Annotated in this window: 26 protein-coding genes and 1 tRNA gene; 12 read left to right on the top strand and 15 right to left on the bottom strand. The window is 64.9% G+C overall.

Features of this window, described 5'->3' with window-relative positions:
• Together coaE and dnaQ are read left to right on the top strand one after the other, a co-directional pair.
• Positions 1 to 606, top strand: a complete 606-nt coding sequence (gene coaE, locus CK218_RS07995) for a dephospho-CoA kinase (protein ID WP_095827367.1) — start codon at positions 1 to 3, stop codon at positions 604 to 606.
• Between the two features lie 74 nt (positions 607 to 680).
• Positions 681 to 1,388, top strand: a complete 708-nt coding sequence (gene dnaQ, locus CK218_RS07990; protein ID WP_067323502.1) for a DNA polymerase III subunit epsilon — start codon at positions 681 to 683, stop codon at positions 1,386 to 1,388.
• 137 nt (positions 1,389 to 1,525) lie between these two features.
• Here the strand turns inward: dnaQ and secB are convergent, their stop codons facing one another.
• On the bottom strand, positions 1,526 to 2,026 hold the full coding sequence (gene secB, locus CK218_RS07985) for a protein-export chaperone SecB (RefSeq protein WP_067323500.1): 501 nt from the start codon (positions 2,024 to 2,026) through the stop codon (positions 1,526 to 1,528).
• Between the two features lie 167 nt (positions 2,027 to 2,193).
• The gene (locus tag CK218_RS07980; RefSeq protein ID WP_095827366.1) at positions 2,194 to 2,691 is read right to left on the bottom strand and encodes an FxsA family protein; all 498 of its coding nucleotides are present in this window, start codon (positions 2,689 to 2,691) and stop codon (positions 2,194 to 2,196) included.
• A gap of 203 nt (positions 2,692 to 2,894) precedes the next feature.
• Here CK218_RS07980 and CK218_RS07975 point away from each other — a divergent pair, with 203 nt between their 5' ends.
• The 4 genes from CK218_RS07975 (at position 2,895) to CK218_RS07960 (ending at position 5,742) form a co-directional block, all read left to right on the top strand.
• Positions 2,895 to 3,602 (top strand): Tim44/TimA family putative adaptor protein, encoded by a 708-nt coding sequence (locus tag CK218_RS07975; RefSeq protein ID WP_095776759.1) that lies wholly within the window; start codon positions 2,895 to 2,897, stop codon positions 3,600 to 3,602.
• Between the two features lie 130 nt (positions 3,603 to 3,732).
• Complete coding sequence (locus tag CK218_RS07970) at positions 3,733 to 4,839, top strand: murein transglycosylase A (RefSeq protein WP_095827555.1); 1,107 nt, start codon at positions 3,733 to 3,735, stop codon at positions 4,837 to 4,839.
• A complete protein-coding gene (locus tag CK218_RS07965) occupies positions 4,836 to 5,354 on the top strand; it encodes a Smr/MutS family protein (RefSeq protein ID WP_095827365.1) in 519 nt (172 codons plus the stop codon). The genes CK218_RS07970 and CK218_RS07965 overlap by 4 nt, the downstream gene beginning before the upstream one ends.
• 25 nt (positions 5,355 to 5,379) lie before the next feature.
• Positions 5,380 to 5,742 (top strand): helix-turn-helix transcriptional regulator, encoded by a 363-nt coding sequence (locus tag CK218_RS07960; protein WP_066991880.1) that lies wholly within the window; start codon positions 5,380 to 5,382, stop codon positions 5,740 to 5,742.
• 10 nt (positions 5,743 to 5,752) lie between these two features.
• On the opposite strand, the gene CK218_RS07955 is transcribed toward CK218_RS07960, so the two are convergent.
• The 3 genes from CK218_RS07955 to CK218_RS07945 form a co-directional block, all read right to left on the bottom strand.
• Entirely contained in the window at positions 5,753 to 6,370 is a 618-nt protein-coding gene (locus tag CK218_RS07955) for a transglutaminase-like cysteine peptidase (RefSeq protein ID WP_066991460.1), read from the bottom strand.
• A 220-nt stretch (positions 6,371 to 6,590) separates the two neighbouring features.
• A complete protein-coding gene (locus CK218_RS07950) occupies positions 6,591 to 7,868 on the bottom strand; it encodes a polyhydroxyalkanoate depolymerase (protein ID WP_095827364.1) in 1,278 nt (425 codons plus the stop codon).
• 234 nt (positions 7,869 to 8,102) lie between these two features.
• Positions 8,103 to 8,465: a septal ring lytic transglycosylase RlpA family protein gene (locus tag CK218_RS07945; RefSeq protein WP_066991454.1), complete on the bottom strand. Its 363-nt coding sequence runs from the start codon at positions 8,463 to 8,465 to the stop codon at positions 8,103 to 8,105.
• Between the two features lie 307 nt (positions 8,466 to 8,772).
• Here CK218_RS07945 and CK218_RS07940 point away from each other — a divergent pair, with 307 nt between their 5' ends.
• The 6 genes from CK218_RS07940 (at position 8,773) to CK218_RS07910 (ending at position 14,664) form a co-directional block, all read left to right on the top strand.
• Positions 8,773 to 8,958: a hypothetical protein gene (locus CK218_RS07940; RefSeq protein ID WP_095827363.1), complete on the top strand. Its 186-nt coding sequence runs from the start codon at positions 8,773 to 8,775 to the stop codon at positions 8,956 to 8,958.
• A gap of 568 nt (positions 8,959 to 9,526) precedes the next feature.
• A complete protein-coding gene (locus CK218_RS07930) occupies positions 9,527 to 10,963 on the top strand; it encodes a pyridoxal-phosphate dependent enzyme (RefSeq protein WP_095827554.1) in 1,437 nt (478 codons plus the stop codon).
• The gene (locus CK218_RS07925) at positions 10,960 to 12,129 is read left to right on the top strand and encodes a PLP-dependent aspartate aminotransferase family protein (RefSeq protein WP_095827362.1); all 1,170 of its coding nucleotides are present in this window, start codon (positions 10,960 to 10,962) and stop codon (positions 12,127 to 12,129) included. The genes CK218_RS07930 and CK218_RS07925 overlap by 4 nt, the downstream gene beginning before the upstream one ends.
• A 131-nt stretch (positions 12,130 to 12,260) precedes the next feature.
• Positions 12,261 to 13,502, top strand: a complete 1,242-nt coding sequence (locus CK218_RS07920; RefSeq protein ID WP_095827361.1) for a D-amino acid dehydrogenase — start codon at positions 12,261 to 12,263, stop codon at positions 13,500 to 13,502.
• A gap of 39 nt (positions 13,503 to 13,541) precedes the next feature.
• Positions 13,542 to 14,378, top strand: coding sequence for an aspartate/glutamate racemase family protein (locus CK218_RS07915; RefSeq protein ID WP_095827360.1), 837 nt, complete (start codon positions 13,542 to 13,544; stop codon positions 14,376 to 14,378).
• Positions 14,379 to 14,481: 103 nt separating this feature from the next.
• Complete coding sequence (locus CK218_RS07910) at positions 14,482 to 14,664, top strand: hypothetical protein (RefSeq protein ID WP_143749609.1); 183 nt, start codon at positions 14,482 to 14,484, stop codon at positions 14,662 to 14,664.
• A gap of 36 nt (positions 14,665 to 14,700) precedes the next feature.
• Here the strand turns inward: CK218_RS07910 and CK218_RS07905 are convergent, their stop codons facing one another.
• From CK218_RS07905 to CK218_RS07855, 10 genes are all read right to left on the bottom strand, one after another.
• Positions 14,701 to 15,006 (bottom strand): UBP-type zinc finger domain-containing protein, encoded by a 306-nt coding sequence (locus tag CK218_RS07905; protein WP_067003235.1) that lies wholly within the window; start codon positions 15,004 to 15,006, stop codon positions 14,701 to 14,703.
• The gene (locus CK218_RS07900; RefSeq protein WP_095827359.1) at positions 15,006 to 16,691 is read right to left on the bottom strand and encodes a cyclic nucleotide-binding domain-containing thioredoxin-disulfide reductase; all 1,686 of its coding nucleotides are present in this window, start codon (positions 16,689 to 16,691) and stop codon (positions 15,006 to 15,008) included. The genes CK218_RS07905 and CK218_RS07900 overlap by 1 nt, the downstream gene beginning before the upstream one ends.
• An 86-nt stretch (positions 16,692 to 16,777) precedes the next feature.
• Complete coding sequence (locus CK218_RS07895) at positions 16,778 to 17,497, bottom strand: hypothetical protein (RefSeq protein WP_067003231.1); 720 nt, start codon at positions 17,495 to 17,497, stop codon at positions 16,778 to 16,780.
• Between the two features lie 123 nt (positions 17,498 to 17,620).
• Positions 17,621 to 17,705, bottom strand: a tRNA-Leu gene (locus CK218_RS07890).
• A 392-nt stretch (positions 17,706 to 18,097) separates the two neighbouring features.
• Positions 18,098 to 18,718, bottom strand: a complete 621-nt coding sequence (locus CK218_RS07880; RefSeq protein ID WP_067003230.1) for a 2,3-bisphosphoglycerate-dependent phosphoglycerate mutase — start codon at positions 18,716 to 18,718, stop codon at positions 18,098 to 18,100.
• Positions 18,719 to 18,816: 98 nt separating this feature from the next.
• A complete protein-coding gene (dapB, locus tag CK218_RS07875) occupies positions 18,817 to 19,638 on the bottom strand; it encodes a 4-hydroxy-tetrahydrodipicolinate reductase (RefSeq protein ID WP_067003228.1) in 822 nt (273 codons plus the stop codon).
• Positions 19,635 to 21,494 (bottom strand): ABC transporter ATP-binding protein, encoded by a 1,860-nt coding sequence (locus CK218_RS07870; protein ID WP_095776771.1) that lies wholly within the window; start codon positions 21,492 to 21,494, stop codon positions 19,635 to 19,637. Before CK218_RS07870 ends, dapB begins: the two co-directional genes overlap by 4 nt.
• Before the next feature lie 131 nt (positions 21,495 to 21,625).
• Positions 21,626 to 22,645 carry a glucokinase gene (locus tag CK218_RS07865; protein WP_095827358.1) on the bottom strand — a complete coding sequence of 340 codons (1,020 nt, stop codon included), beginning with the start codon at positions 22,643 to 22,645 and terminating at the stop codon, positions 21,626 to 21,628.
• A 262-nt stretch (positions 22,646 to 22,907) separates the two neighbouring features.
• Positions 22,908 to 23,990, bottom strand: coding sequence for a penicillin-insensitive murein endopeptidase (mepA, locus tag CK218_RS07860; RefSeq protein ID WP_179294451.1), 1,083 nt, complete (start codon positions 23,988 to 23,990; stop codon positions 22,908 to 22,910).
• A gap of 163 nt (positions 23,991 to 24,153) precedes the next feature.
• Complete coding sequence (locus CK218_RS07855) at positions 24,154 to 25,059, bottom strand: SDR family oxidoreductase (RefSeq protein ID WP_095827357.1); 906 nt, start codon at positions 25,057 to 25,059, stop codon at positions 24,154 to 24,156.

Here is a 25,059-nt window from a genome sequence, read left to right as displayed (position 1 = left end):
ATGATCGTGCTCGGCCTCACCGGATCGATCGGCATGGGCAAGTCGACCACGGCAAAGATGTTCGCCGAGGCCGGCGTTCCGGTGCATGATTCCGACGAGACCGTGCATCGCCTCTATGCCGGCAAGGCAGCACCCCTGGTCGAACGAGCCTTTCCCGGCACGACAAAAGCGGGCGTGGTGGATCGTGCAAGGCTCGCCGAGACAGTGCTGGGCGATTCCGCCGCGCTGAAAAAGCTGGAGGCGATCATCCACCCGCTGGTGCGGGCCGACGCCGACGCCTTTTTGGCCCGCCATCGTGCGGCCGGGGCGCCGATTGCGGTGCTCGACATCCCGTTGCTGTTCGAGACCGGCGGCCGCAACCGGGTCGACAAGGTCGTGGTCGTCACCGCGCCGGCCGAGATCCAGCGCGCCCGCGTGCTCGCCAGACCCGGCATGAGCGAAGAAAAATTCGCTTCCATCCTCGCCAAGCAGGTGCCTGACGCCGAGAAACGCCGTCAGGCGGATTTCATCGTCGACACCGGCCAGGGTTATGATGCCGCACGTGCGGCGGTGGCAGCCATCGTCAGCGAATTGACCGGGGATAAGTCCGGCAAAAACGCTTCCTGACGGCCGCCGTCAGCAGTCCCCATTGCCATTTTGTTCCGGTTTGTGATTCTGCTCTTTAGAGCGGGCTGATTCGAATGCGTGAGATCATCTTCGACACCGAAACCACCGGCCTCGATTTGCGCGACGACCGCATCATCGAGCTCGGCGGCGTCGAGCTGGTCAACCGTTTCCCGACCGGCCGCACCTTCCACAAGTTCATCAATCCGCAAGGCCGCGCCATTCACGCCGAGGCGCAGGCCGTGCACGGCATCAGCGCGGCGGATCTGGCCGGCAAGCCGACCTTTGCCGAAATCGCCGAGGAATGGCTGGCCTTCACCGACGGTGCCAAGCTGATCGCCCACAACGCCACTTTCGACCTTGGCTTCCTCAACCTCGAATACAGCCGGCTCGGTCATCCGGCCATCGATCCCGGCCGCATCGTCGACACGCTGGCGATCGCGCGCCGCAAGCATCCGATGGGTCCGAACTCGCTGGACGCGCTCTGCCGCCGCTACGGCATCGACAATACCCGCCGCACCAAGCACGGGGCGCTTCTCGACTCCGAATTGCTGGCCGAAGTCTATATCGAGCTCATCGGCGGCAAACAGGCGGCGCTGGTTCTGGAAACCGTGGCCGTGCAGATGAACGGCAGCGGCGAAGTCGCCGATATCGATATCTCGATCGGCGCAAGGCCGATCGCGCTGCCGCCGCGCCTCACCGAGGCGGATCGGGCGGCACATGCCGGGCTTGTCGGCACGCTCGGCGAAAAGGCGTTGTGGCTGAAGGTGGCGTCTGCGGGTTGAGCGGGGGGCGCTCCCTGAACCGACGCGATTAGCCGAGCCGCCCATCCCTTCGTCATGCCCGAGCTTGACCCGAGCAACCCTTAGCAAAAAAGCCCGGCGCGAAGCCGGGCTCTCGATACGAGGGGTGGTGAGTCTCCTCAGCTCACCTGGACCTTGCTTGCGGCCTGGTCCTCGGCGATGCGCTGCTGGAACATCTGCGCGAAATCGATCGGGTCGAGCATCAGCGGCGGGAAGCCGCCGTTGCGGGTGGCGTCCGCGATGATCTGGCGCGCGAAGGGGAAGAGCAGCCGGGGGCATTCGATGAACAGGATCGGCAGCATGTGCTCCTGCGGGAAGCCGCTGATGGCGAAGACGCCGCCATAGACCAATTCGACGTTGAACAGCACTTCCTGGTCGAAGGAGGCCTTGGCATTCAATGTGAGATTGACGTCGAACTGCTTGTCCGAAAGCGGGTTGGCGTTGACGTTGACATTGATGGCGATGCCCGGGGCCTTGTCGCGGCCGCGCAGCGAGTTCGGCGCGCCGGGGCTTTCGAAGGACAGGTCCTTCACATATTGCGCAAGCACGTTGAGCGAGGGCTGTTCCTGTTTGCCGTTGCCATTGGCGGCGGCTGCCGCGGCATCATCATTGCTGGCCATGAGCCTTTGTCCTTTTGCCTGGGCAGCATTGCTGACCGGATTGAAATCGGGGTTCGCTATCATGCTCGGCAGGACAAGACAAGTTTTGCGCGCCGCCTGAAACTGCGCAGCCGTTTCGGGGCGACGGCGCGCATGAGACAGCTATTCGAGCGGACCCTAAAGCAGACCTAGTCGTCTTTCAGCCGCCGCCAAGGCGAATTGTGATCCGGCCCGCGCTTGTAGTCCTCCTGGCGCGAAAAGTCGCTGTCATCGAGATCGATGACCTTGTCGCGGCGGCGGGCCGAAAAGCCGCTGCTGAAGCTGGTCGCCATCACGATGCGGTTCTTGAGCAGGCGCCAGGCAAGATCGCGCACCGGCGGCAGGAGCAGCAGGATGGCGATAATGTCGGTGATGAAGCCCGGAATGATGAGCAGGATTGCCGCCAGCACGATCATCGCGCCATGCGCGAGTTGGCGGCTTGGATCGCGCCCGGCATCCATCTCCGTCCGCACCCGCGCCATCACGCCGAAACCCTGGTGCCGAAGGAGCAGGCTGCCGGCAATGGTGGAGAGGATGACGAGCCCAATCGTCGCCAAAGCGCCGACTTCGCGGCCAACGATGACGAAGCCGGCGATCTCCAGAAGCGGCAGCAGGAGCAGGAACAGGGGAATGAACGAAATGCGCAAATTGAGACCGGTCGCTTTCTTCTTTTGCGGGCCTCGCGGGAAATCGCCGCTGGCACTAGGACCTTTAGATAGGTATGGCTGGCTTTGATTTGAATGATTGCGCCCGCCGTTCTATATGCTTTGGGTAATGAACGCTATGCGACCGCCGCCATTCTAGGGGCTCTGGTGGTCCGGCCTGGACAGGGATCGAATTGGCGGAAGATATGGGTTTCTTCGACTTCGGCACGATTTTCTTTTTGATTGCGGCGGTTGTGATCTTCTTCCAGCTTCGCAACGTGCTGGGCCGTCGCACCGGAAACGAACGCCCGCCCTTCGATCCTTATTCGGCAAGCCGCACGCGCGAGCAGGACGCGGCGCAGAAGTCCGAGAATGTGGTGTCGCTGCCGCGCAAGCGCATACCGGGGGAACCGGCGGCGGAGACCTATGCCGCGATCGACGCTTTCGCCAAGCCGGACAGCGATCTCAACAAGGGCCTGCGCGCGATCAAGGACAACGATCCGTCCTTCGATCCGAAGACCTTTATCGACGGCGCCAAGATGGCCTACGAGATGATCGTCATGGCCTTTGCCGACGGCGACCGCAAAACGCTGAAGAACCTGTTGTCGCGCGAGGTCTATGACAGCTTCGTCGCCGCGATCGGCGAGCGCGAGGCGAAAGCGGAAAAGATCCAGTCTTCCTTCGTCGGCATCGACAAGGTCGATGTCGTCGCCGCCGAGATGAAGGGCACCGAGGCGCATATCACGCTGCGCATCGTCAGCGAGCTGATCTCGGCGACCCGCGACAAGGTCGGCGCCGTCATCGACGGCGATCCGGAAAAAGTCGCCGAGGTCAAGGACGTCTGGACCTTCTTCCGCGATACCCGGTCGCGTGATCCGAACTGGAAGCTGGTCGCCACGGAAGAAGAAGATTGACCTAGAGCATGATGCCGAAAAGTGTGGAGCGGTTTTCGGACGCCATCATGCTCCATCTCTTTAATTTGGAGCCGGATTCAGATTTCAGGTCGATCCGGCCTGAAATCATCCGGCTCTAGTGGCGGCTGTCATGTCGCTGTCTTCGGCATTCAAGGAAAAATCCTTCGGCGACCTGCCCGGCTGGAACGAGGATGATCACCTCGCCGCCTTCGCGGCGTTCAAACGTTCGGCTTTCCACGTCCTGACCAAGCCCTATCGAACCCGTTCGCTCGGCGTCGCGTTCGCCGCTTTCGCCGAGGCCTATACTGAGGCGCGCTCCGTTTCGCCGGCGAATCGGTCGGAGGCGCGGTCCTTCTTCGAGCGCCATTTCGCTCCGGCTTTGGTGGCGGCCGAAAGCGGCGGCGCCGGCCTCGTCACCGGCTTCTATGAGCCGGAGGTCGAGGCCTCGCCGGTGAGGACGGAGCGGTTCACGGTGCCGCTGCTCTCCCGTCCCGCCGATCTGGTCGACATCGACGATAAAAATCGGCCCCTCGAGATGGATCCCTATCTCGCCTTCGCGCGCGCGACGACGACAGGTCCGGTCGAATATTTCGATCGCGGCGCCATCGAGCGCGGCGCGCTGTCCGGGCGGAGCCTCGAGATTGCCTGGCTCGCCGACAAGGTCGATGCCTTCTTCATCCATGTGCAGGGAGCGGCGCGGCTGAAGATGGCCGATGGTCGGCTCTGCCGCGTCACCTATGCCGCAAAATCCGGCCAGCGCTTCACTGGGCCGGGCAGGATCCTGAGCGAGACCGGCGAAATCCCGCTGGAACAAGTGACGATGCAGTCGATCCGCGCCTGGTTCAAGGCGCATCCTGAGCGGGTCGACGAGATCCTCTGGCAGAACCGCTCCTACATCTTCTTTCGTGAGGCGCCGGTCGACGACCCGGAGCTCGGTCCCATTGCCGCCGCCAAGGTGCCATTGACGCCCGGCCGCTCGGTCGCCGTCGACCGGCTGCTGCACACCTTCGGCACGCCCTTCCATATCGTTGCGCCAACGCTCACCGCTTTCGGCGGAAAACCGTTCCGGCGGCTGATGATCGCGCAGGACACCGGCTCGGCCATCACCGGAGCGGCGCGAGGCGATCTCTTCGCCGGCTCGGGCGATGCCGCGGGCGAGATCGCCGGCGTCGTGCGCAACGTCGCCGACTTTTATGCGCTGGTCCCGCGCGGGCTGTTCGATAGGGGGCACGCGTGAACCGCCGCCACGACACGCTGAGCGACGACGATCGCATCCTCTGGAACCTGGTGGCGCGCACGACGCGGCCCCTCAAAGGCAAGGCCGCGGTCGAGATTCCCGATATTGTCGAGCCGACGCCGGCGCCCACGCCGGCCAACGGCGTTCCCGCCGCTGCCGCGAAGCCGAAGCCGCAGCACGTCGCGCATTCGCTTGACGACCAGACGCACGAGAAACTGAAAAAAGGGCGGCTGCCGATCGAGGGCAGGGTCGATCTGCACGGCATGACGCAGGACCAGGCCTATTCGCTGCTCCTCACTTTCCTGCACCGCGCCCATGCCGGCGGCATCCGCTATGTGCTGGTCATCACCGGCAAGGGCTCATCGTCCGGCGGCGACGGCATCCTGCGCCGCTCGGTGCCGCACTGGCTGTCGACCCCGGCTTTCCGGCATCTGGTTTCGAGCCACGATCACGCCGCCCGCAACCATGGCGGCTCGGGCGCGCTCTATGTGCGGCTCAGGCGGACGCGCGCATGAGGACGCCGGCCATGAGGACGCAACAGTGACCCCGTTCGGCGAGAGGCTGAGGGCGCTGCGCGCCGAGCGCGGCGTCAGCCAGAAGGCGATGGCGCAGGCCATCGGCGTCAGCGCCGCCTATCTGTCGGCGCTCGAGCATGGCCGCCGCGGCGCGCCGACCTGGACGCTGATCCAGAAGATCATCGGCTATTTCAACATCATCTGGGACGACGCCGAGGACCTTGCCCGCCTCGCCGAAACCTCGCATCCACGGGTCAGGATCGATACGTCGGGCCTGTCGCCGGCCGCGACCGAACTGGCTAATCTTCTGGCCGAGAGCATCGAGAAGCTGGACGAGGCGGAGCTGCGCCGCCTCAGCGCGTCGATTCGTGCGGCGCTGAGAAGGTAGTTCCGGAGATCTACTGCACCGAGCCGACCAGCAGCTGCTGGCCATCGCGGATCGACACCCAGCGGCCGGTGTTGTCGATCGCCTGGCGCTTGAGATAACGGTAGCCGGTCTCGTCCCAGGCTTGGACCTTGTCGGTCAAATTGTCGAGGATGTAGTCACCCTTGTCGGTGCGCACCGTCAGCACGGAATGGCCTTCGCCGTCCGGCTTGCGCACGACGGTGATCAAGAGATCCGCAAGCGAGATGCCCATGCGGTAGAGCTGGCGCCGCTTCTCCAGCACATAGTCCTCGCAGTCGCCAAAGCCGTTGTCCGGATAGGTCCAGACCTCGTCCTTGCCGTAATTGTCGAGATCGCTCATCGGCTTGACGGCGGCGTTGACCTTGGCGGTCACGTTGATCAGCTTGCGCCACAGAGCATCGGTCAGCTTGGCCGGCGCGAGATTGGCCGGGCGAATGTTGCATTCGCTCGGATGCGTCTTGCAGAAGTCGTAATGTCCGATCGGCTGCGAGGTCAGGCCGCCGGTGGCCATGGCGCCGGCAGCCCATGCCGGAACCGCCCAGTGGGCCGAGATCGCCAGCCCTGCGACTGCACACAAACGCAGCATCCGCGCCATCGGTGAGGAAGTCATTGTCCCCCGGGGTCCGCCCTTGTTTATTAACGAAACGTTAAGGGGGATTTACAGTCCGTGTCAATTGAAGACAACGGCTAGTTTGGTGGCATGGTTACCCGCCAGGCCCGCATAGCGGCAGTTTGGCAACAGCGGCGTCGGGACGCCGGTCCGCCCTGAACATTGGTTGCACGGAAAGGTCACTCGCTTCGAGCGGCGCCGAGCCGCGTCCGCTTCCCGCTCAGCTCTTGGCGGAACGGACCAGCTTTGGCTTCGCCGCCAGGCGGGTCTGGCGGCCGTAGCTGGAGATGAAGTCCAGGATGCGCGGCACGATCTCCGACCGGAACCGCGAGCCGTTGAAGACGCCGTAATGGCCGACGGCCGGCTGCATGTAGTGGGCTTGACGGTCGGCCGGGATGTTCACGCAAAGCTCATGCGCGGCCCGGGTCTGGCCGAGCCCGGAAATGTCGTCGTTCTCGCCCTCGACGGTGAACAGCGCGACATTGCGGATCGCCTGGGGATCGACGGCCTCGCCGCGATGCGTCATCTCGCCCTTCGGCAAGGCGTGGCGCACGAACACCGTGTCGACCGTCTGCAGGTAGAACTCCGCCGTCAGGTCCATCACCGCCAGATATTCGTCGTAGAAGTCACGGTGCTTCTCGGCGCTGTCGCCGTCGTTTTTCACAAGGTGCATGAAAAAGTCCTTGTGGGCGATGATGTGGCGATCGAGATTCATGCTCATGAAGCCCGAAAGCTGCAGGAAACCGGGATAGACATCGCGGCCGAATCCGGGCACCGGCCAAGGCGCCTGCATGATGACGTTCTCGCGGAACCAGTCGGTGCCCTTTTCCCCGGCGAGCAGATTGACCGCGGTCGGATTGCGGCGGGTGTCGATCGGCCCGCCCATCAGCGTCATGGTCGACGGCACGAAGGGGTCGCCGCGCTTTTCCATCAGCGCCACCGCCGCCAGCACCGGCACCGAGGGCTGGCAGACTGCCATCACATGGGTATCGGGACCCAGCGCGTGGAACATCTCGATGACATAGTCGATATAGTCGTCGAGATCGAAGCTGCCCTGCGACAGCGGCACCATGCGGGCGTCGACCCAGTCGGTGATGTGCACGTCGGCGTGCGGAAGCATCGCCTCGACCGTGCCGCGCAGCAGCGTTGCATAATGGCCGGACATCGGCGCCACGATCAGGAGCTTCGGATCTGGCTTGCGGCCCGCGGGAAGCTGGCGCTCGAAGCGGACGAGGTTGCAGAACGGCTTCGACCACACGGTTCGTTCGGCGACGTCGACGCTCTTCCAGTCGACCACCGCCTTGGTCAGGCCGAATTCAGGCTTGCCGTAGCGGCGCGTCGTGCGCTCGAAGAGTTCCGCGGCTGCCGCGACGGAACGGCCGAGCGCCGTATGCGAAACCGGATTGAGCGGGTTGGAATAGAAGAACCGCACTGCATCTGCGTAAAGGCGGGCGGGCTGCAGCGCCGCATGGTTCAGTTCGTAGAGCTGGTAGAACATCAAGAACCCCGCTGCTGCCTGACGACCAAAGGGCCGACGAGCAGCGCCGAGCCTTGAATGTCTCGCAGTGAGGTTAACAAGATATTGTTGCGATGCAATACGTCAATTGGAGTGACGAATGCTGCTTTGGTCCAAACTGTTGAAAACTCGCCACGTATGGCGGAGCCGGCTCACTGTGCGCTGCCGCAATGTGTAGGAAATATGTCCGGCTCCCTCTTGCCGGACACCGACATCTTAAACGCGCGCCATGCAGACTGCGGTGTGGCCCGAGCCGATGAAGCCGAGCTGGGTGGCGGCGCCGCGGGAGAGGTCGAGCACGCGGCCCCGGACGAATGGGCCGCGATCGTTGATGCGCACGACGACGCTGCGGCCGTTGTTCTTGTTGGTGACCCTGAGCTTGGTGCCGAACGGCAAGCTGCGGTGCGCTGCAGTCAGCGCGGCGGGGTTCATGCGCTCGCCGGAGGCGGTTCTGGAATGCAGCGCGTACCAGGAAGCGCGGCCGCATTGTGCGGCGGCTGAAGAGGCGGAAGAGGCGCCAGCCATCAGGCCAGCCGCGATCGTTGCCGCGACAAGCGCGGTGCGGTTGGTTTTATTCATCTTTTAGGGGTGGGCTCCGTTATAGACAACCCGCCCTAAGTGCCGAATGAGGCATGAAATGCGGCAAGCGTCTGGCGGTTCCATGGCAAAGGCACACGTTTGGAGTCGCCGCGAAACAGTTTGTCATGACATCTTCCGCGAGCGCCAGCGTATTCTTCATGGAGACCGACCCGGTTTTGCAGGAAGTCCCGAGTAGGAGCGGCCCTCGGGGCGCAAGTAAAAGAGGAAGCGATTGCTTCGCTTCCTTCTGCTCCTTTACTGCGCGCGCGTTCCGGTGAAGGATCGACTTTGCGCGGGGATTTCGCCGATGCGACTGATCAGGAATTTACTGGCGCTGATCGTGCTGGCGATCGGCGTGCTGTGGTCGCTGCAAGGGCTTGGGCTGGTCCAGGGCAGCTTCATGACCGGCCAGAGGGAATGGCTCTATATCGGGCTCGTCACCACGCTGCTCGGCCTGCTCGGCCTCCGTTGGGCAAACCGCCCGCGCGTTTGATCCGACCGGCAAGATGGCGCCGCGCGTCCGGTTGGACGGTCGAAGCGACGCGCGCAGACTCCCGCCGTCGGACCGCTGACGCCGGGCCTCTTCGAGATCGACGCCATCCCGACATCCGCGCGCAACGCGCGAAGCTCAGCAAGCAGTTGCTGGGGTGAAATTTCTGCTGAGGTCGGCGCTCTACGGCGCCCCCCTCTGGCCTGCCGGCCATCTCCCCCACAGGTGGGGAGATCAGATGTCGCGTCGGCTTTCGCCAATCGCCAACATTTGCAAGCAAGGGCGCCAAGGGTCGAGCTCCAATCTCCCCCCTTGTGGGGGAGATGTCCGGCAGGACAGAGGGGGGCGCTGTCCCGCCGGCTTTCGACATTGAGAGGCGGTGCTGCGCCGCCCGCGAAATCCCATTCCGCCACTCGTCGCCGGAATGGCACGATCTATCTTCTTTCCGGATGAAAAGGGCTGGAAAAGACAAAGGCGTGTGATCTGCGCACCCGGCATGGCGTTCGGCGGCATCATGCGCAGACTGGTGACGGCCGATCCCGTCGAAACTGCTTCCCATGGAGGGTCCGAGATGAGCGTGCACAGGAAAGCGGCGCCGGACGGCGCGGAAAGCGCTTTGTCGCGGTTGCGTCCGCCTTACGCCTCCGTGCTCGACCTGATCGGCCAGACGCCGGTGGTCGAGCTCACCAAATTCGATACCGGCAAGTGCCGGCTGTTCATCAAGCTCGAGAGCCAGAACCCCGGCGGCTCGATCAAGGACCGCATCGCGCTGTCGATGATCGCGGCCGCCGAGAAGGATGGCAGGCTGAAGCGCGGCGGCACCATCGTCGAGGCCACCGCCGGCAACACCGGCCTCGGCCTCGCCCAGGTCGGCATTCCCAAGGGCTACCGCATCATCCTCGTCGTGCCCGACAAGATGTCGCGCGAGAAGATCCAGCATCTGCGCGCTTTAGGCGCCGAGGTGCGCATGACCCGCTCCGATGTCGGCAAGGGCCATCCCGAATATTACCAGGACATGGCCGAGAAGATCGCCGCCGAAATTCCCGGCGCCTTCTATGCCAACCAGTTCGCCAATCCCGCCAATCCGCTGGCGCACGAAAGCACCACCGGCCCGGAAATCTTTTCGCAACTCGAAGGCGATGTCGACGCGGTGGTGGTCGGCGTCGGTTCCGGCGGCACGCTCACCGGTGTCGGCCGCTTTTTCGCGAAGCATTCGCCGAAGACCGAGATGGTGCTTGCCGATCCGGTCGGCTCGGTGCTGGCGCCGTTGATCAAGACCGGCAAGATGACAGAGGCCGGCAGCTGGACCGTCGAAGGCATCGGCGAGGATTTCGTGCCGCCCAATGCCGATCTGTCGCTGGTCAAGAAGGCCTATTCCATTCCCGACAAGCAGAGCATGCTGGCGGTGCGCGACCTGCTGTCCAAGGAAGGCATCCTGGCCGGCTCGTCGTCCGGCACGCTTCTGTCGGCGGCACTGCGCTACTGCCGCGATCAGACGACGTCCAAACGCGTGGTCACCCTGGTCTGCGACAGCGGCAACAAATATCTGTCGAAGGTCTTCGACGACATCTGGCTCGCCGAGCAGGGCTTGGCCGACCAGGAGCAGCACGGCGACCTGCGCGACCTCGTCATGCGCTCGCCGCGCACTGGTGACATCGTGACCGTGGGCCCCGAGGAAACCCTGCTCAACGCCTATGGCCGCATGCGCCGCTCCGATGTCTCGCAGCTCCCGGTGCTGGATGACGGCAAGCTCGTCGGCATCGTCGACGAGAGCGATATCCTGGCCAAGGTCGACGGCCCCTATGACGGCCGCTGGGATCGCTTCAATGCGCCGGTGCGCACGGCCATGACCTCCAACCTGCACACGCTGCAGGCCAGCCAGGCGCTCGATGCACTGCTGCCCGTTTTCGACCGCAACGAGGTCGCCATCGTCTTCGACGGCGACGAATTCATCGGCCTGATAACCCGTATCGACCTGATCAACCATCTGAGGCGTCGCGCAAAATGACTTCGAACGGCAAGAACCGCCTGGCCTTTTCCACTCGCACCATCCATGGCGGCCAGAGCCACGATCCGCTGACCGGCGCGGTGATGGTGCCGATCTACGCCACCTCCACCTATGGCCAGCAGTCGCCCGGCGTGCACAAGGGTTTTGAGTATGCTCGCAGCCAGAACCCGACGCGCTTCGCCTTCGAACGGGCCGTCGCCGACCTCGAAAGCGGCACCGCGGCCTTCGCCTTCGCCTCAGGCCTGGCCGCGATAGCCACTGTGCTGGAGCTTTTCGACGCCGGCGCCCATGTGGTGGCCACCGACGACATCTATGGCGGCTCGTTCCGGCTCATGGAGCGGGTGCGCAAGCGTTCCGCCGGCCTGCAGGTCAGCTTTGCCGATTTCACCGATCTCGCCGCGGTCGAGAGAGCGATCCGCCCTGAGACAAACCTGCTCTGGGTCGAGACGCCGACCAACCCGCTGCTGCGTGTCGTCGACCTCGAAGGCCTGGCGGCGCTGGCCAAGCGCAAAGGCCTGCTGACTGTCGCCGACAACACTTTTGCCAGCCCCTACATCCAGCGGCCGCTGGAGCTCGGCATCGACATCGTCGTCCACTCGACGACGAAATACTTGAACGGCCATTCCGACATGGTCGGCGGCGTGGCGGTCGTCGGCGACAACAAGGACCTCGCGGCGCAATTGAAATTCCTGCAGAACGCCGTCGGTGCCATCTCCGGTCCGTTCGACAGTTTTCTGGCGCTGCGCGGCATCAAGACTTTGGCGTTGCGGATGGAGCGCCATTCCGCCAACGGCCTCAAGATCGCGCAATGGCTGGCAGCGCGGAAGGACGTACGCCGCGTCATCTATCCCGGCCTCGCCAGCCACCCGCAATACGAGATCGCCAAGCGCCAGATGCACGCCTTCGGCGGCATGATCTCGGTCGATCTCGACCGCGACCTTGCCGGGACAAAACGCTTCCTCGAACGCACGCAGCTGTTCACGCTCGCCGAAAGCCTCGGCGGCGTCGAAAGCCTGATCGAGCATCCGGCGCTGATGACGCACGGATCGATCCCGGCGGAGAAGCGCGGGGCGATCGGTATATCGGATTCGCTGGTGCGCCTGTCGGCCGGTATCGAGGATGGCGATGATCTGATCGCGGATCTGGAGCAGGCGTTGCGGGGGTGAGTGCCTTCGAGGATCAATCGTTGTGATCCTTCGCGCCTCCCTCTGTCCCGCCGACATCTCGGTGCCTGTGCCATTGCAGACCGCAATCCACCGACTAAACTGCCTAACAACATGCGATCTCCGGAGGCGTGATGCGCGTGATCGTGTTGGGTGGCGGCGTTGTCGGCGTCACCACTGCCTATCAGCTGCAGAAGGACGGGCACGAGGTGGTCGTCCTCGAGCGCCAGAGCCAAGTCGCCGCCGAGACCAGCTGGGGCAATGCCGGCATGATTGCGCCGGGACATTCCTTCGTCTGGTCGTCGCCCAGGGCGCCATTAATCCTGTTGAAATCGCTGGTGCTCAAGGATCAGGCGCTGCGCTTCAAGCTCTCGGCCGATCCGACGCTCTACAGCTGGTCGTGGCTGTTCCTGATGGAATGCACGGCCGAGAAGGCCAGGCGCAACACGCTGCTCAAGCATCGGCTTGCCGTCTATTCGCAGAGCGTGCTGCACGAGGTGATTGCCCACGAGCAGATCGACTACGACCGCAACGATCGCGGCATCCTCTATTTCTATCGCAGCCAGCAGGCGCTTGATAAAGGCGTCGAGCACATGCGGCTGCTGGAATCGGACGGCCAGCTGATCAAGGTGCTCGACCGCGACGCCATCGTCGCGCTCGACCCGTCGCTGGCTTCCGCGCGGGAAAAGATCGCCGGCGGCATCCATTGCCCGACCGACGAGACCGGCGACCCGGCGAAGTTCACCCGGGCGCTTGCCGCGAAGATCGTCGAGCGCGGCGGCGAAATCCGCACCGGCACGACCATCATCGGCATCGAGACCTCGGGCGATGGCGTCACCCAGGTGCTGACCGACAAGGGCAGCGTCAAGGGCGACGCCTATGTGCTGGCGCTCGGCTCCTACAGCCCGCTGATCGCGAAGACCGTCGGGATCAACCTGCCGATCTACCCGATCAAGGGTTATTCGCTGACCATTCCGATCGGCAACCGGCCTCGGCCGCCGGCCATCGCGGCGATCGACGAGCACAATCTGGTCGCCGTGTCGCGCTTCGGCGACCGGCTGCGCGTCACCGCCACGGCCGAATTCGCCGGCTACGACATCAGCCACAGGCCGGCCGATTTCGCCTTCATGAAGGGCGTGACGCAGGAGCTTTATCCCGAGGGCGCCGACTATGACCGCGCCGAGATGTGGGCGGGCTTGAGGCCGATGACGCCGAACAATCTGCCCGAATTCGGGCGCCCCCGCCTCGGCAATCTCTATCTCAACACCGGGCACGGCCATATCGGCTGGACCATGTCGCATGGCTCGGCGCGCATCACCGCCGACCTGATCGCCGGCCGCAAGCCGGCCATCTCGATGGACGGTCTTTTGAATTGAGAGCATGATCCCGGGGGATCGGCCAAGAAAGGGAATGCCATGTCCATCAGCGCGGCTGCTACCCGCCCTCAATCTTCGGGACCGGTCGATCCCAAGCCCGTCGATCCCAAGCCGGTCGATCTGGGCGTGCTTCCGTCCGAACTCGACGGCGGCCTTGCCTCGCGCGCGGCGATCGGGCTTGCGATCCTCGCCACCGACCAGACGCTGGAGCATGAGTTCCGCGCGTTGGTGCGCATTCCGGGCGTCGCCTTCTACGAGGCCCGCCTCTTCAACGACAACGACATCACCCCCGACACGCTGCGCGCCATCGGCCCGCGCATCGCGCCGACCGTCGACCTCATCCTGCCCAGCATTCCGCTCGACGTCGTCGGCTTCGGCTGCACCTCGGCCACCATGACGCTCGGCGAGGAAGCCGTCTTCGCCGAGATCAGGAAGGCGCGGCCGGGCGTCGCCTGCACCACGCCGGTGACGGGCGCGCTTGCCGCCTTCAAGGCGCTCGGCGCCAAGGGCATCGGCCTGCTGACGCCTTATGCCCCCGAGATCAACCAGGGTCTCGTCACCTATTTCACCGGACGGGGCCTCGATATCGCCGCCGTCGCTACTTTCGACCGGCGCGACGACCGCGAGGCGGCCCGCATATCGCTCGCCTCGATCGAGGCCGCGGCCGAGCGCATGGCGGCGGCGCCCGGCGTGGACGCGATCTTCATTTCCTGCACCAGCCTGCGCGTCGCCGAGGCGGTGGCGGATCTCGAACGGCGCATCGGCATTCCCGTCACCTCGTCCAACCACGCCATGGCCTGGCACTGCCTGCGGCTCGCCGGCATCGATGACGTCGTGCCGGCCGGCGGCCGGCTGTTCGCGTTGCCGATTGCCTGATCCAATTGGCAGATTGGCCTGTTCGAAATCCGCCGGTTAACGTTTGCGGAAAAGGTTGCTTAACGCTTCGCTACTATGTCCTGCCCTCGGGAGGCAGGACAGAGTGAGCGCGATGAACGACAGCCCCGAAAAGCGCAATGAATGGCGCGCCATCTTCTACGTGCAGGCGCGTGTGGCGATCCTGTTCGTCCCGATCATCGTCAGCCTGCTGATCATCGGCGCGCTTGCCGGCAACGACCGCGATCACGACGCCATCGACAGGACCATCACCAGCTCGGTGAAGTAGGCGACCCGGCAAGAGGCTCACGGTATTCCGTGCACGCTAGACAAAGCGCGGGATCGGGCCGTTCTGCGCCGTCGTGCGGTCGCCGAGGTCGATGAACACCTCGTCGACATAGCACCAGCCCCAGCCTTCGGGCGGATCGTAGCCTTCGATGACCGGATGCTGAGTGGCGTGGAAATGCTTGGTGGCGTGGCGGTTGGGCGAGTCGTCGCAGCAACCGACATGGCCGCAGGTGCGGCAGAGCCTGAGATGCACCCACCAGGAGCCGCTCTTCAGGCATTCCTCGCAGCCGAGGGCGCTCGGCACCACATCCTTGATGTCGTCCGTATGCCTGCATTCGTCCATCACGGTCTCCTTTCGGGCTGAGCAGCACGCCCGCCGTTGCGCGCAAGATAGGCATGCAGCGCCGCCACCACCTGAGCGCCTTCGCCGACGGCGGCCGCGACACGCTTGGTCGAGCCGCAGCGCACATCGCCGATGGCGAACACGCCGCTGCGGCTCGTCTCCATCGGGCCGTGTCCCGGCGCCACATCCGGTCCGGTGCGCACGAAGCCCCTGGCGTCGAGCGCCACGTCGCAACGCGCCAGCCAGTCGGTGTTCGGGTCGGCGCCGATGAACAGGAAGAGGTGGTGGATGGTCCGCGTCGTCGCCACGCCGGTGACCCGGTTGCGCCAGCACAGCCGCTCGAGGTTGCCGTCATGGCCGTCGAGCGCCTCGACCTCGGTTTCCGTCAGCACCTCGATGTTCGGCTGCGCCACGATCCGCTCGACCAGATAGCGCGACATGGTGGCATCGAGGCTGTCGCGCCGCGCCAACAACGTCACCTTGCGCACTTGGCTGGCGAGAAAGACGGCCGCCTGGCCGGCCGAGTTGCCGGCGCCGACCAGCGCCACTTCCTGGTCCCGGCAGAGCCGTGCTTCGATCGGCGAGGCCCAGTAATGCACCGACGTGCCCTCGAACTGCGCGATATTGGCGATGTCGAGGCGACGGTAGCGCGCGCCGCTGGCGATCACCACCGTGCGCGCGCGCAAGGTCTCGCCGTCGCCAACGTCCAGCCGGTAGCCGGCCATGTTGTCGGCGGCGCCGAGCAATTTGGCTTCATCGGGGATCACCATCTCGACCCCGAACTTCTGCGCCTGGTTGTAGGCGCGCGCCATCAGCGCCATGCCTGTAATGCCGGTCGGAAAGCCGAGATAGTTCTCGATGCGCGAGGATGCCCCCGCCTGCCCGCCGAAGGCGCGGCAGTCGAGCACGATCGTCGACAGCCCCTCGGAGGCCGCATAGACCGCGGCCGCCAATCCTGCCGGCCCGGCGCCGACGATGGCCACGTCGTAGATCTTGCCGGCGTCGAGCGGCCGCAGCAGCCCGACGCAGCGGGCGAGATCGCTTTCGCCGGGATTGTGCAGCAGCTTGCCGTTGGGACAGAGCACGATCGGCAGATGGTGCGGATCGACATGAAAACGCTCGATCAGCGTCTTGGCGCAGGGATCGGTGTCGGAATCGAGCGCGCGGTGCGGCAGGCCGCTGCGGGTGAGGAAACCCTGCAGCCGCAGCACATCGCCATTGCCGGGACGGCCGATGACGATCGGCCCGCTGGTGCCGCTCTCGAGCAGGCCGACACGGCGCAGGATCAGCGCGCGCATGACGCGCTCGCCGAGATTCGCCTCTTGCACCATCAGATCGCGCAGCCGCTGCGACGGGATGACGATGGCTTCGACCGGCTCGGTCGCCTCGGCATTGACGAGCGACGGCCGGCTCGAAAGCTGCGCCAGTTCGCCGATGAAATTGCCCGGACCATAGGTGATGATCGCCTCGCGCGGGCCAAGACCGCTGGCCTGCGTGATGTCGACCTTGCCCGACAGGATGACGACCAATCCGGGCGAGACCGTGCCGGCCGTCACGATATGCTCGCCGGCGCCGTAGGCTCTTGGCACGCCGAAGCGGCGCATGCGCTCGATGTCCGCATCGGCGAGCACGGGGAACATCTGGTCGCGGCGGGCGGCGATCGTAGGGCTGACGGAGGGGGCCATGACCGGACCGTAGCGTCCGCGGCAGCGGGTTTGAAGCGGTTTGTTCAGGGACTGGCCGGAAGGGCAGGTGGCCGCTACGCTGTCAGCTATCCGAGCGACCTCGCCAGCTTGCGCAGCGCCCCCTGCGGATCATCGGTGATGACGGAGCCATGCGAGACGAGGATGCGCTTGAGCGCCGGCAGGTCAGCCCATCGTCTCAATTGCGCTGCGAGTGCCGCCTTGTCGCCGACCATCGTCAGCTTGACCGGCCAGGGTATACGCGGCTCATCACCGGCAAATCCCATCATGCGCAATGCCCAGCCGGCAAAACCGGATGCGCCGCGGATGTTGCCGACGATATCATTGAGAACGAGCGTCATGCCGTTCGGTCCGTCGATTTGCAGCGCCGCTTCGCGATCACGGGTTCCGGGGACGGTGACGAGCTTGACGTCGGGATCGCCAAAGTCGCCGCGGGCCGCATCGACATGCACCGCCTTCTCGACGCTGTTGCGCGCGCCCGCCGGTGCAATCACCTGCAGGGTGGGATAGCGATCTTTCCATGGCTTTGCATCGAGCCGGTGATGGTCGTTAGGGACGATCAGGAAGGCCGGTTGGCCGAAGGCCTCGATCGCGCGCATCTGTTCGTCGTCGAGCGCGATGGCGCTGAAGATGACGAGCCGTCGGTCGCGCAATCGCACCACGGTCATGCGCCGTTTCAGGTTGCCGACCGGCATCGGTATGTCGCCGGTCACCGTCAGAATATCGTCGTCGACAGGAGAGAGCCTGCCATGCGGCAGAACCTTCCACTCCTTGAACGGCGCGGGCATCACGGAACCTCGGCTTAACAGACAAGATAGGAACGGTTTAACCCGAGACGAGTTGCAGGCACAAAAAAGCCCGGAAAATCCGGGCTTTTTGCTCATCGCGTCAGATCGTCTGAAACGGGAATTTGGTGCCCAGAAGAGGACTCGAACCTCCACTCCTTGCGGAACACGGACCTGAACCGTGCGCGTCTACCAATTCCGCCATCTGGGCTGGTGGGCGCTCATGTAAGCGGGCAAACGAAGCGTGTCAACGCGGTTTTTTCGAGGAGCTCAAGACTGACCAGAGGGCAGCTTGGGTTCATTTCAGGCACGGACGGCAATTGTCGGCGTCGCCCCCCTCATCGCCCTGCCGGGCACTTCTCCCCGTATAGGACGGGGAGAAGGGGCTGGCCGCGGCGTTGGCGTCCTCTTGAGACGCTGGCGATTGGCGAAATCGGCGGCCGGAGCTTCCCTCTCCCCGTCACTATACGGGGGAGAGGATGCCGGCAGGCAGGTGAGGGGCGCGCCGACGCTGGTCAGTTAACGACGAGACGGAATTCCGAGCTGAAGCGGTTGTCCCGAGACGGCCACCCGTTCCGAGCGGGGCCGGAACAATGGAATCCCTCACCCCTCCAGCACTTCCTTCTTTGCCACGGTGGAATCGGCGTTGAGCTTGTAGATCACCGGCACGCCGGTGCCGAGCTCCAGCTTGACGATCTCTTCGCCCGACTTGCCGTCCAGCGCCATGATCAGCGCCCGCAGCGAATTGCCGTGCGCGGCGACCAGCACCGTCTCGCCGCGCAGCACATGCGGCTGCACGTCGTGCAGGTAATAGGGCCAGACACGCGCGCCGGTGTCCTTCAGGCTTTCGCCGCCGGGAGGCGATACGTCGTAGGAGCGGCGCCAGATATGCACCTGCTCCTCGCCCCACTTCTTGCGCGCGTCGTCCTTGTTGAGGCCGGAGAGATCGCCATAGTCGCGTTCGTTGAGCGCCTGGTCGCGGACGGTCTCGAGCTTGCTTTGGCCGACCACGTCGAGAATGTGCTGGCAGGTCTTCTGCGCCCGCTTCAGCGCCGAGGTGTAAGCGATGTCGAATTTCAGCCCGCGCGCCTTGAGCTTCTCGCCGGCGGCAAGCGCCTCCGCATTGCCCTGGTCGGTGAGGTCGACATCGCGCCAGCCGGTGAACAGGTTCTTCAGGTTCCATTCGCTCTGGCCGTGGCGCACGAGCACGAGAGTTCCCGACATGTTTGCTCCTGATACGTGGTTGGATTTGAGCGATTCCAGGAAAAGTGTGTAGCGGTTTTCCGTCCGGAATTGCGGAAGAAAAGCAGAAAAAAACCGCCTCAGCCCAGGCCGAGCACGTCCCGCATGGAATAGAGGCCCGGCTTCTTGCCTCGGCCCCAGAGCGCCGCCTTGACCGCGCCGCGGGCAAAGATCGCCCGGTCCTCGGCCTGGTGGGCGAGCGTGATGCGCTCGCCGGTGCCGGCCAGGATCACGCTGTGCTCGCCGACCACCGACCCGCCGCGCAAGCTGGCGAAGCCGATCGTGCCGGGTTTGCGGACGCCGGTATGGCCGTCGCGCACACGCACGCTGTTGACATTGAGCGCGATCTCTCGGCCTTTGGCCGCCGCTTCGCCGAGCAGCAGCGCCGTACCGGACGGCGCGTCGACCTTGTGCCTGTGGTGCATCTCCAGGATCTCGATGTCGAAATCCTGCGCATCGAGCGCGCGCGCCGCCTGCTCCACCAGCACCGCCAAAAGATTGACGCCGAGGCTCATATTGCCGGATTTGATGATGGTCGCGTGGCGCGCCGCCGCGGCGATCTTCGCATCGTCATCGGCCGAACAGCCGGTCGTGCCGATGACATGGACGATGCGCGCCTGCGCGGCATAGCCGGCGAATTCGACGGTTGCGCCGGGGGCCGTGAAATCGAGCACGCCGTCGGCCTTGGCGAAGGCCGGCAGCGGGTCGTCGGCGATCGGCACATTGATGGTGCCGATGCCGGCGAGCTCGCCGGCATCCTTGCCGAGATGCGGCGAGTCCGGCCGCTCGACGGCACCGGCAACCCGCGCGCCGGGAATGGAGTGGATGGCACGGATCAGCGTCTGACCCATCCGGCCGGCGGCGCCCACCACCACCAGGCCCATATCGCCCGTTTCGCTCATGCGCTTCTCCCGACGGTCTTCTTCGCGCGCGTGCGCGGCAGAGGAGTTTGGGTCGGCTTGGCGTCATCGACAAGCCCCAGCCCCTTCTTGCCCTGCACCCGGTGGAAGCGGGCATAGACGCTGTGGGGGTCGGCCATCAACGAGGCGTGTGTGCCTTCCTCGACCAGCCGCCCCTCTTCCAGCACGATGATGCGGTCGGCATTGACCACGGTCGACAGCCGATGCGCGATGACGATGGTGGTGCGGCCTTCCATGACATGGGTGAGCGCTTCCTGGACGCGCGCTTCGGCCTCGTTGTCGAGCGCCGAGGTCGCCTCGTCGAGCAGCAGGATCGGCGCTTGGCGCACGATTGCGCGGGCGATCGAGACGCGCTGGCGCTGGCCGCCGGACAGCGTCGAGCCGCCTTCGCCGACCGGCGTGTCGTAGCCTTGCGGCTGCTGGCGGATGAACTCGTCGGCGGCGGCCTGTTTCGCCGCCTGCTCGATCTCCGCGTCGGTGGCCGAGAGCCGGCCGTAGCGAATGTTGTCGCGGATCGTGCCTTCGAAGAGATACGGCGCCTGCGAGACATAGGCGATCGATTGGCGCAGCGACCGCTTCGTCACCTTCGAGATGTCCTGGCCGTCCACCTCGATGCTGCCCTCGTCGACGTCATAGAAGCGCTGCAAGAGCGCCACCAGCGTCGACTTGCCGGCGCCCGAAGCGCCGACGATCGCCGTCACCTTGCCGGCGGCGGCGGTAAAGCTCAGATCCCTCAGCACCGGCATGTCGGCGCTATAGCCGAACGTCACATTGTTGAAGGTCACTTCGCCGGAAATGATCTTCGCTTCGGCAGCGTCGGGCGCGTCGCTTTGTTTCGGCTCGAGGTCGAGCAATTCATAGATCATGCGCGCGTTGACCAGCGCGCGTTCCATCGCCACCTGCATGCGCGCCAGCCGCCGCGCCGGATCATAGGCCAAGATCAGCGCGGTGATGAAGGAAAACACCGCGCCCGGCGGCTGACCGAGATACAATGCCCGATAGCCGGAATAAGCGATGACGGCGGTCACGGCGAGGCCGGCCAGCATGTCCGAAATCGGCGACAGCCGTTCCGAGACGCGGGCAATCTTGTTGCTGCGCTGTTCGGCCGTGTCGGCCATGATGCCGATGCGGCGCGCCAGCTCGTCCTCCAGGGTGAAGGCCTTGACGATGGCGATGCCTTGGGTGGCCTCCTGCACCGACCCGCTCAGCCGAGAATTGATCAGCACGGATTCCCGATTGATCTTGCGCACCCGGCGCGTGATGTAGACGACGGCCCAGATCAGCGGCGGCCCGATCAGCAGCGAGCTCAGCGACAACACCGGATCCTGGTAGACCATGAGGCCGACCAGGCCGACGAGCGTCACTGCGTCGCGAGTGATCGAAATCAATGTCAGCGACAGCAGGTCGCGGATGCCGCCGATATTCTCGTCCAGCTGCGCCGCCAGTCGACCCGAGCGCGTGTCGTTGAAGAAATTGACGCCGAGCTTCATCAGTTGGTCGAAGCTGCGCTTCTGGTAGCGGGCGACCAGATTGTTGCCGATCGTGGCCAGCATCACCGCCTGGCCGTAGCCGGCGAAGCCGCGCACGAGGAAGGCGCCCATGAAGCCGGCGCAAATCCACCAGACGGCGTCGCTGCTCCGCTCGTAGAATATCTGATTGACCATCGGCGCCATGACCCAGGCCGAGAAGGCGGTCGCGCCGGAAACCAATAACGAGCAGACGATGACGATCGCGTAGGACCAGCGATGGTCATAGCCGTTCTCGGCGATGATACGGCGCAGTACCGCCGTGACCTCGCCGGGCCGGGCCTTTAGCTTGTTTGGATTTTGAAATGTCAAATCGGCAGCGCTTCGTGGGTTCTCGTCAAAGGTCAGGGAGCATTTCGGCACCCTCTTATCGCTCCGGCTACGGCTTGCCTATGGCGAAACTTCGTCGCGGTGGCCGATTGCCATCCCGCACCCGGGCGCGCTCATGCCCGCCAGTGCCGTCCGGCGGTCTGAACGCCGAACAGCGACGGAGTTCTGGCATAGGCGGCCAGCCCGAGAAGCGCCGCCAGCGGGTGGGTGATGACATAGACCGGCATCGTGCGCATCAGCGCGCTGTGCGGCGCCTTGTCCTCGAATGCGGCGCGGAAATTGCCGGCTTTCAATGCCGGCACGATTTTTTGCGCGATGCCGCCGGTCAGGAACACGCCGCCACGACTCATGAACACCAGCGCGAGATCGCCCGCGGTGCGGCCGAGGCAGGTAACGAACAGTTCCAGCGCTTCCTGTGCCACCGGATCGGATTTGGCGAGCGCGGCCGCCGTAACTTCCGCCGGCGTCGTGAAAGGCGTCGGCTTTTCGTCGGCCCTGGCCACCGCGCGATAGACATTGACCAGTCCGCGGCCGCACAGGATCTGCTCGCCGGAGATGCGACCGTCGAGCTTTTCGATATGCGGAAACACTTCGAAGTCGCGCGGCGTGCGCGGGCCGATATCCATATGCCCGCCCTCGCCCGGCACCGGTATCCAGCGGCGAAGCGCGTAGATCAGCCCCGCGACGCCGAGCCCCGTCCCCGGGCCGAGCACGACCCGGCCGGCATTCGGCTCCGGCGTCCCGCCGCCGATCTTTTCCATATGCTCTTCGCCCAGCGCCACCACCGCCAGCGCCTGCGCCTCGAAATCGTTGAGCACGACGATCTCGCTCAAGCCCAGATTGGCAAACATCTGGTGCGGCTTAACCACCCAGGGGCAGTTGGTCAGTCGGATCTCGTCGCCGTCGACCGGCCCGGCCACCGCCAGCACCGCCGAATGCGGCTGGATCGACGAGCGGTCGAGCACCGCCGCCTGGATCGCCTCGTCGATGGTCTTGAAATTGGCCGTCTGGACGATTTGCGGCTCGGTCGCTTCCGAATTGGCGTCGAGCACGATCGAGAAACGCGCATTGGTGCCGCCGATATCACCGATCAGGACCGGAAACCGCAGCGCTGTATCGTCTTCGCCAACCATGCTTTTTTGTCCCGTTCGTTCCCGCTCCGTCGCTGACTAGCGCATGGTCCTGCAAAGGGAAAGCGGCTTCGGTCCCTATCTCGAGCGTCGCCGCTCCTCACCTGCCTGTCGGCATCCTCTCCCCGTCAGTGACGGGGAGAGGGGCACTGTCGCCAATGGTTTCGCCAATCGCCAGCCTCGCAAGAAGAAAGCCCGCATTGCGGCAGCCAGGCGGATGAGGGACGCCGCCGGCCTCGACAATCTGGACGCCGTGGCGCGGCCCTCAGTTCCCCGGCCTTGGCCGTGGCACTGGAATGCCGATTTTGGGCGTCGGCGCAAAGGAACTCGCCGCCGCCGGCAGCGTCGCCGCATCGCTGGAGATCGTCTCCGCCGTCTCGGTCGCTTTCGATTTGGCCGCCGCCACCGCTGCCGCGCCGCCGCCCTGATAGGTAACGGCTTCCAGAGAAGGCGCGTCCGGCGCTGCAAGCACCGCCTGGCACTCCTTCGGCAAATTGGCCATCGTCATCAGATCGCGCGCTTTCGGCGCATCCGGGTTCTTGTTGGGCCGCCACGGCTCCTCGGTGAACCACCAGGCAAGCGGTTTGCCGCAGCCGTCATCGGCCGGCGTCGCCTCCTGCCCCTTGCAGCCGGACGAGCCCGCCTGGCAGCCGATGCGCATGTGGAAATGATAGTCATGGCCCCAGAACGGCCGGATCTTGCGCAGCCAGGAGCGATCGCCGATGACCGTGTCGCAAAGTTTCTTCTTGATGCCCGGATTGACCAGGATGCGCTCGACCTCCGGGTAGCTCGCCGCGCGCTTCAAAAGTCGCGTATGCGCTGGCGTCCACAGCGCGTCCTTCACCAGATGCGTCTTCTCGTCGACCATCAGCGTCGCGCTCATGCTCTCGCGCTGCGCCATGGTCAGCGGGCGCCGCGGCATCGGCGTCAGCCAGATGTCGGCATCGAGGCCGATCTGGTGCGAGGCGTGGCCGGTCGTCATCGGGCCGCCGCGGGGCTGCGAGACATCGCCGACCAGCAGCCCCGGCCAGCCATCCGCCTGGGCGTCTCGCGCGAGCTTCTCGATCAGCGCAATCATCGCCGGATGGCCCCAGCGGCGGTTTCGCGAGGGGCGCATCACCTCCCAGCTCGGCCCGTCCACCGGCAAGGCGACGCCGCCGGCGAAGCAGCCTCTTGAGTAAAAGCCGAAGGATTGCGCTTGCGCCACCGCCGGCAGCTTCTTGGCGCCGAACAGGTCTTTTGCGCGCGGTTCGGCCGAGATCGCGGCCGCCGCCAGCCCGGCTGAGGTCACCAGGGCAAGCGCGGCGGTCAGGAACGGCTTCCTGTCGGGCAGCGGTCGCAACGTCATCAGGTCGGGTCCCCTCTCCAGTGGCACGACGCAATCTCAGGCGGCATGCTAAAACATGTCTCCCGAAAGTGGGACCCGGTTTCGGGACAAAGACATGCATAAATCAAACCTTGGCGACGCAGTTCAGGCGCGAATCATATCACGCCAATGCACGTCGCTTCGCTCACGAGCGTTTCATCGGGCTGCGCGGCTCTCCGTCCCGCCAGTTGCCGTCGGCCCACATCCGCTCCAGCGCCACCCGATAATTCGGCAAACGAAAGCTGTAGCCGGCCGCTTTGATCGCTGCGTTGGCGACGCGCTTGTTCTCGCCGTAGAAGGACCGCGCCATGGGCGAAAGTTGCGCGGTTTCGAAGGGGATTTCCGGCGGCGCCTCCACGCCCATCAGCCCGGCGGCGTAGGCGACGACATCCTGCGGCGGCGCCGGCTCGTCGTCGGTGACATTGAAGATGCCGCCGCGATTGCTATCGGCCAGGTGCCACAGGGCGCCGGCGATGTCGTCGCAATGGATGCGGTTGAAGACCTGGCCGGGCTTGACCAGGCGCCTCGCGGTGCCGTCCTCGAGATTAACCAGTGCGTTGCGGCCCGGGCCGTAAATGCCGGAAAGCCGCAGGATCGCTATCGGCTTGCCGATTTCCCGCCCAAGAGCCAGCCATTCCTGTTCGGCCGCCACCCGCATTGCCGAGCGCTTCGAAACCGGCCTGCACTCGGCGCTCTCGTCCACCCAGGCGCCGCCATGGTCGCCGTAGACGCCGACGGTTGAAAGATAGCCGATCCATTTTAGCGCCGGCGTCTTGTCCCGGATCGCCTCGCCGGCCGCATTGAGCACCGGATCGCCCGCTTCGTCCGGGGCGACCGAGATGATGAGATGTGTTGTTTGCCGAAGCGCCTCGCTGATTTCCGCCGTCAACGAACCGTCGAAGCTTGACGGCTCGATGCCCGCCTCTCGCAAGGCCTCGAACTTTCCCGGCGATCGCGTCGTCCCAAGGATCGGCGCGCCATCTTCATTGGCTTTCGCAAAAGCCTTGCCGGAATAGCCGGCGCCGAAAATGAAGAAGCGTCTCTCGCCCAT

This window comes from Mesorhizobium sp. WSM3879, from assembly GCF_002294915.1.
Taxonomy (GTDB): Bacteria; Pseudomonadota; Alphaproteobacteria; order Rhizobiales; family Rhizobiaceae; genus Mesorhizobium.
Note: the sequence above shows the minus strand (reverse complement) of the source record. Positions and strands in the feature narration are given on the sequence as shown.

Excerpts from the sequence above, each read along its gene's own strand:
- CK218_RS07905 (WP_067003235.1), bottom strand. The coding sequence starts at position 15,006 with ATGGACGAATGCAGGCATACGGACGACATCAAGGATGTGGTGCCGAGC.
- CK218_RS07900 (WP_095827359.1), bottom strand. The coding sequence starts at position 16,691 with ATGGCCCCCTCCGTCAGCCCTACGATCGCCGCCCGCCGCGACCAGATG.
- CK218_RS07940 (WP_095827363.1), top strand. The coding sequence starts at position 8,773 with ATGCGACTGATCAGGAATTTACTGGCGCTGATCGTGCTGGCGATCGGC.
- coaE (WP_095827367.1), top strand. The coding sequence starts at position 1 with ATGATCGTGCTCGGCCTCACCGGATCGATCGGCATGGGCAAGTCGACC.
- mepA (WP_179294451.1), bottom strand. The coding sequence starts at position 23,990 with ATGACGTTGCGACCGCTGCCCGACAGGAAGCCGTTCCTGACCGCCGCG.
- CK218_RS07930 (WP_095827554.1), top strand. The coding sequence starts at position 9,527 with ATGAGCGTGCACAGGAAAGCGGCGCCGGACGGCGCGGAAAGCGCTTTG.
- CK218_RS07945 (WP_066991454.1), bottom strand. The coding sequence starts at position 8,465 with ATGAATAAAACCAACCGCACCGCGCTTGTCGCGGCAACGATCGCGGCT.
- CK218_RS07880 (WP_067003230.1), bottom strand. The coding sequence starts at position 18,718 with ATGTCGGGAACTCTCGTGCTCGTGCGCCACGGCCAGAGCGAATGGAAC.
- CK218_RS07975 (WP_095776759.1), top strand. The coding sequence starts at position 2,895 with ATGGGTTTCTTCGACTTCGGCACGATTTTCTTTTTGATTGCGGCGGTT.
- CK218_RS07925 (WP_095827362.1), top strand. The coding sequence starts at position 10,960 with ATGACTTCGAACGGCAAGAACCGCCTGGCCTTTTCCACTCGCACCATC.
- CK218_RS07915 (WP_095827360.1), top strand. The coding sequence starts at position 13,542 with ATGTCCATCAGCGCGGCTGCTACCCGCCCTCAATCTTCGGGACCGGTC.
- CK218_RS07895 (WP_067003231.1), bottom strand. The coding sequence starts at position 17,497 with ATGCCCGCGCCGTTCAAGGAGTGGAAGGTTCTGCCGCATGGCAGGCTC.
- secB (WP_067323500.1), bottom strand. The coding sequence starts at position 2,026 with ATGGCCAGCAATGATGATGCCGCGGCAGCCGCCGCCAATGGCAACGGC.
- CK218_RS07955 (WP_066991460.1), bottom strand. The coding sequence starts at position 6,370 with ATGACTTCCTCACCGATGGCGCGGATGCTGCGTTTGTGTGCAGTCGCA.
- dapB (WP_067003228.1), bottom strand. The coding sequence starts at position 19,638 with ATGAGCGAAACGGGCGATATGGGCCTGGTGGTGGTGGGCGCCGCCGGC.
- CK218_RS07920 (WP_095827361.1), top strand. The coding sequence starts at position 12,261 with ATGCGCGTGATCGTGTTGGGTGGCGGCGTTGTCGGCGTCACCACTGCC.
- CK218_RS07855 (WP_095827357.1), bottom strand. The coding sequence starts at position 25,059 with ATGGGCGAGAGACGCTTCTTCATTTTCGGCGCCGGCTATTCCGGCAAG.
- CK218_RS07950 (WP_095827364.1), bottom strand. The coding sequence starts at position 7,868 with ATGTTCTACCAGCTCTACGAACTGAACCATGCGGCGCTGCAGCCCGCC.
- CK218_RS07970 (WP_095827555.1), top strand. The coding sequence starts at position 3,733 with ATGTCGCTGTCTTCGGCATTCAAGGAAAAATCCTTCGGCGACCTGCCC.
- CK218_RS07865 (WP_095827358.1), bottom strand. The coding sequence starts at position 22,645 with ATGGTTGGCGAAGACGATACAGCGCTGCGGTTTCCGGTCCTGATCGGT.
- dnaQ (WP_067323502.1), top strand. The coding sequence starts at position 681 with ATGCGTGAGATCATCTTCGACACCGAAACCACCGGCCTCGATTTGCGC.